At 66.2% G+C, this 4,864-nt stretch carries 4 protein-coding genes; 3 read left to right on the plus strand and 1 reads right to left on the minus strand.

The genetic code is table 11. From position 1 onward, the window contains the following. Nucleotides 1-173: 173 nt before the first annotated feature. Nucleotides 174-1,679, plus strand: coding sequence for a glycerol kinase GlpK (glpK, locus tag JHD07_RS32965; RefSeq protein WP_291629731.1), 1,506 nt, complete (start codon nt 174-176; stop codon nt 1,677-1,679). 204 nt (nt 1,680-1,883) lie between these two features. Further along, the gene (locus JHD07_RS32970) at nt 1,884-2,477 is read left to right on the plus strand and encodes a GNAT family N-acetyltransferase (protein WP_291629733.1); all 594 of its coding nucleotides are present in this window, start codon (nt 1,884-1,886) and stop codon (nt 2,475-2,477) included. A gap of 195 nt (nt 2,478-2,672) precedes the next feature. Here JHD07_RS32970 and JHD07_RS32975 read toward each other — a convergent pair whose 3' ends face one another. Continuing rightward, entirely contained in the window at nt 2,673-3,587 is a 915-nt protein-coding gene (locus JHD07_RS32975) for a LysR substrate-binding domain-containing protein (RefSeq protein WP_291629735.1), read from the minus strand. A 125-nt stretch (nt 3,588-3,712) separates the two neighbouring features. Between JHD07_RS32975 and JHD07_RS32980 the strand changes: the two genes are divergently transcribed. Then, nucleotides 3,713-4,864, plus strand: a 1,152-nt coding sequence (locus JHD07_RS32980; protein WP_366865622.1) for an MFS transporter, incomplete at its 3' end; no start/stop codon positions are given.

Genomic DNA, 4,864 nt, shown 5'->3' on the forward strand with positions numbered 1-4,864 from the left:
GCATTTCCGGATTGGCGGGCAGAAGGCTCCGACAGAGATGTGTGAACATAGTAGCCCTCCAGGGGAGGGTAAGAAGGCGTATGCCGCGCACGCCTTGACCTCTGGCCGGCAATCCCGTTTTCTCTGCCTCAATCAAACGCGCCCCCCGGGGAACAACGCCAAGGTAAGCTCCCATGTCTTTCGTCCTCGCCATCGACCAGGGCACCACTTCCTCGCGCGCGATCGTGTTTCGTGGCGACATTTCCATTGCGGCGAAGGCGCAGGCTGAGTTTCCGCAGCATTTTCCGGCCTCGGGCTGGGTCGAGCACGAGCCCGAGGACATCTGGACCTCGACCGTGATGGTCTGCCGCGAGGCGATCGCGCACGCCGGCATCAGCGCAAAGGACATCGCCGCGATCGGCATCACCAACCAGCGCGAGACCACGGTGGTGTGGGACCGCGCCACCGGCCAGGCCGTGCACCGCGCCATCGTCTGGCAGGATCGCCGCACCGCCGACATCTGCGCCAAGCTGAAAGCCGACGGCCGCGAGGGCGTGATCTCGCAGAAGACCGGCCTGATCATCGATCCCTATTTCTCCGGAACGAAAGTCGCTTGGATCCTCGACCACGTGCCCGGCGCCCGCGCCCGCGCCGCGCGCGGCGAATTGATGTTCGGCACCATCGATTGCTACCTGCTGTGGCGCCTCACCGGCGGCAAGGTGCACGCCACCGATGCCACCAACGCCTCGCGCACGCTGCTGTTCAACATCCATACCGGGCAATGGGACGACGAGCTCCTGGAGATCATCGGCGTGCCGCGCTCGATGCTGCCCGAGGTGAAGGATTCCTCCGCCCGTTTCGGCGAGAGCACGCCCGATCTGTTCGGCGGCCCGATCGCGATTTCCGGCATCGCCGGCGACCAGCAGGCTGCCACCATCGGCCAGGCCTGCTTCCGCCCGGGCATGATGAAATCCACCTACGGCACCGGCTGCTTCGCGCTGCTCAACACCGGCACCACGCCGGTCGTCTCCAAGAACAAGCTTCTCACCACCGTCGCCTACCAGCTCGACGGCAAGCGCACCTACGCGCTCGAAGGCTCGATCTTCGTCGCGGGCTCGGCGGTGCAATGGCTGCGTGACGGCCTCGGCATCATCAAGCACGCCGCGGAGACCGGACCTCTCGCCGATCAATCCGACTCCATGCAGAGCGTCTATCTCGTTCCCGCCTTCGTCGGCATGGGCGCGCCCTACTGGAATCCGCGCGTGCGCGGCGCGCTGTTCGGCCTCACCCGCAACACCGGGCCCGCCGAGCTCGCCCATGCTGCGCTGGAGAGCGTCTGCTACCAGACCTTCGATCTCTGGGCCGCGATGCGCGCGGACTGGCCGAGCTCGGAAACCGCCAGCGTCGTGCTCCGCGTCGACGGCGGCATGACCGCCTCCGACTGGACCATGCAGCGCCTCGCCGATCTGCTCGATGCCCCGGTCGACCGTCCCGTGATCCAGGAGACTACGGCATTGGGCGCCGCCTACCTCGCCGGCCTCCAGGCGGGCGTCTATCCCGAGCCGACCAAGTTCGCCGACAATTGGCGCCTGGAGCACCGCTTCAAGCCGAACATGAGCCAGGCCACGCGCGAGCGGAAGCTCGCGGGATGGGCAAGGGCCGTGAAGGGCGTGCTTGCGAGCGACGAGGGCGAGGGGTAGGGGCACTCCTAGCTCGAACAGCGCGAGGCGCATTCCACCGTTTCGGCACCGTCATTGCGAGGAGCCCTTGCGACGAAGCAATCCAGACTACCTCCGTGGAAAGATTCTGGATTGCTTCGCTGCGCTCGCAATGACGGAGGACGGGACAGCTGCTGTTCTTCGGCACACTCCGCCCGCTACCTTTAAGACAAGAAACAACCACCCATGATCCTCCCCGACGGCTATTCCGACGTCCCCCACGGCAAGATCGCCGCCGTCGTTACCCATCTCGAGATGACCGCGCCTCCCGCGCGCCGTGACGATCCGCCGGGAAACTGGTCTCTGCGCAAGGTCGACGCTCCCGCGCTTCCCTGGTATCGCGACATCTTCCGCCGCGTCGGTGAGAACTGGCTGTGGTTCTCGCGCGCCCGCATGACCGACGCCGAGCTCGCCGCCATCATCCACCCAGCCGGAATCGAGGTCTACGCGCTCGCCCTCGACGGCCGCGACGAAGGGCTGCTCGAGCTCGACTTCCGCGAGCCCGGCCAGTGCGAGTTGACCTATTTCGGCGTCACCGCTGATCTCATCGGCACTGGCGCCGCCCGCTTCCTGATGAACCGCGCGCTGGAGCGTGCCTGGTCGCGCGACGTCCGCCGCGTCTGGGTCCACACCTGCACCTTCGATCATCCCGCCGCGGTCGCCTTCTACCAGCGCTCCGGCTTCCGCGCGTTTCGCCGCCAGATCGAGATCGCAGATGATCCGAGGCTCGATGGCACGGCGCCGCGCGATGCGGCGAGGCATGTGCCGATCATTGAGTGATCTGCGTCGGTCTCCCCGCCGTCATTGCGAGGAGCCCTTGCGACGAAGCAATCCAGGCTGCTCCCGCGGACAGATTCTGGATTGCGCCGGGGAGCCCGTCATTGGGCCGCGCGATGCGCGGATCGGTTGGCGCGCGACGAGGGGCAGCCGACGCTGCGGTCAGCGCATCAATGTACGGCGGTGCCGCCGGGCCTCCTATTGGACGCATTCGTTGGCCTCGTCCAAAAGCCATGCAACAAATGCCTTCACCCGAGCATCATTTGCCAGGACCGCGGGCCAGCGCACGAGGTGTACCTTGGTCGACGGCATATCCCAGGTCTCAGGCAGCACGCGCACGAGGCGGCCGTCGATGAGCGCGTCGCGCGCGAGGAGTGAGCGCGTCAGCACGGCGCCGCTGCCTCGAAGCGCGGCGCCGATCGCTGTCGCCATGTTGGCGTAACGCAGTCCAACCGGCGGCGGTGCATTGAGACCAAGCCGCGCGAACCACGTCGACCAGGACCATTCGGTTCCCGCGTTCGCGTCTGCGCCAACCCCCTTATGGATCAGCGGCAGCGCGGCAATGCGCATCGGATCGTCGAGCGGCGCGGACGGCAACAGTTGCGGCTGGCAAACGGGGAAGACCTGCTCGCGGAACAACACGCGCTGCGTCGAGGTCTCGCGCGCCTCGCCCTCGTGGAGCCAATGGATCGTGATATCGAGATCGAGGTGGATCGCTTGCGCCGCGCTCTCGACGATGATTAGCTCGACCGGCGTCGACGAGGCCTTGAACATCGGCAGGCGTGCGACCAGCCAATAGTCCGCAAGCGCCGCACTAACGCCGACGCGCAATGGGCCATCGCTGGCCGCGGCGCGGCATCGCGCGCGTAGCTCACCCAGGCCGGTAAGGAGTTCCGCGAGGCCGGATGCAAGCGCCTCACCGGCGGGCGTCGGCCGCATACCGCCCGAAGTCCGCATCAGCAGTGGCAAACCCATGAAGTCCTCCAGCCGCCGCAACCGGTGGCTCACTGCGCTCTGCGTCACGCGGAGGTCGCTCGCGGCGGCGGTGACGCTGCCGAGGCGGTGCACGGCTTCGAAGGCAATCAGGGCATCGAATGGAGGTTGCGCGGTCATGTCGGCATTATGAAGCAGATTCATGCTGAATTGAACACTTGGCATACGCCGAGAGCGTAGCCCGATGGTAACCAGCGGACGTCGCAGGGCTCCTGCGCGGTACTTTCCCGTTCGGCAGAGAATTTGTGAAGACGGCACCCTCGCTATCCGCTCGTGATCTTTCCGTTGCCTTGACACTCGGCCTCGGTGCGTTCTTCACGAATCTGGACGTCACCGCCGTCGTCGTCGCGCTGCCGGCGATGGAGCATAGCCTCAACTTTGGCATGGCCGCGACGGCGTGGGTGATCGATGCGTATTCGCTCGCTTTCACGGGCATGCTGCTGGCGGCTGGGGCCATCGCCGATCACTTCGGCCGCCGCCGCGCGTTGCTGACCGGCAATGCGATCTTCCTTGTCGCTTCCCTTGCTTGCGGCCTTGCCTGGAATGGTCCGTCCTTGTGGCTCGCCCGAGGCTTGCAAGGGATTGGCGCAGCCTTCGTCGTCACGGGCGCCTTGGCGCTCGTTGCCAGCGCGTTCCCGGATGCCGCCGTCAGAGCGCGTGTGTTCGCCTTGATGGGCGTCGTCTCCGGTGTCGGGATGGCCGTGGGGCCGACGCTCGGTGGCGTGATCACGGCTTGGACCGGGTGGCGCTGGATCTTCTTCATCAACGTGCCGTTCTGCGCGGCTCTGACCCTCATGGTGCCTCGGCTCGTTGCGGAGAGCCAGGCCGCGGAGAAGCGCTCGCTCGATATTGTCGGCGCTGCTCTGTTGACGATGGCACTCGCGCTAATGATCGAGGCCACGTTGCGTCTACGCGCCGATATGATCGTTGCTGCGAGTCTCGGCGGCGCGGCACTTCTGCTGTTGGCAGGCTTCGCCCTTCAGCAGCGTCGGCGCGCTGTGCCGCTCCTCGACCCGACCGTGTTCGGGACATCCGCGATGATCGGTGTCGGCCTGCTGCTGATTGCGGTCTCCGTCAGCTACTGGGCTATCCTTGTCTATCTGCCGCCTGCACTGCAGAACGCATTCGGGTGGGACGCCGGCCGTGCTGGGTTCGCGCTGCTCGCCGCAACGGCGCCGATGCTGATCGTGCCGCCAATTGGCGCCCACCTCGTCATGCGCATCGGTTGGCGTTGGCACTTCGCGTATTCTCTCGCGATGCTCGCCGTCGGCAATCTCCTTTTACTTGCATCGCTCTGGCGTACAGATACGGCCGAGACCCTCGGCCTCATGCTCGCGGGCATGATCGCGATCGGCAGCGGAGCGGCGCTCTCCCACCCGCAACTTTCGGGTGCCCTG

Origin of the sequence: Bradyrhizobium sp. (assembly GCF_016462955.1) — a bacterium.
Classification (GTDB): Bacteria; Pseudomonadota; Alphaproteobacteria; order Rhizobiales; family Xanthobacteraceae; genus Bradyrhizobium.

Bases quoted from the DNA above. Each gene is read 5' to 3' on its own strand.
- JHD07_RS32975 (WP_291629735.1), bottom strand. From the start codon at position 3,587: ATGACCGCGCAACCTCCATTCGATGCCCTGATTGCCTTCGAAGCCGTG.
- JHD07_RS32970 (WP_291629733.1), top strand. From the start codon at position 1,884: ATGATCCTCCCCGACGGCTATTCCGACGTCCCCCACGGCAAGATCGCC.
- glpK (WP_291629731.1), top strand. From the start codon at position 174: ATGTCTTTCGTCCTCGCCATCGACCAGGGCACCACTTCCTCGCGCGCG.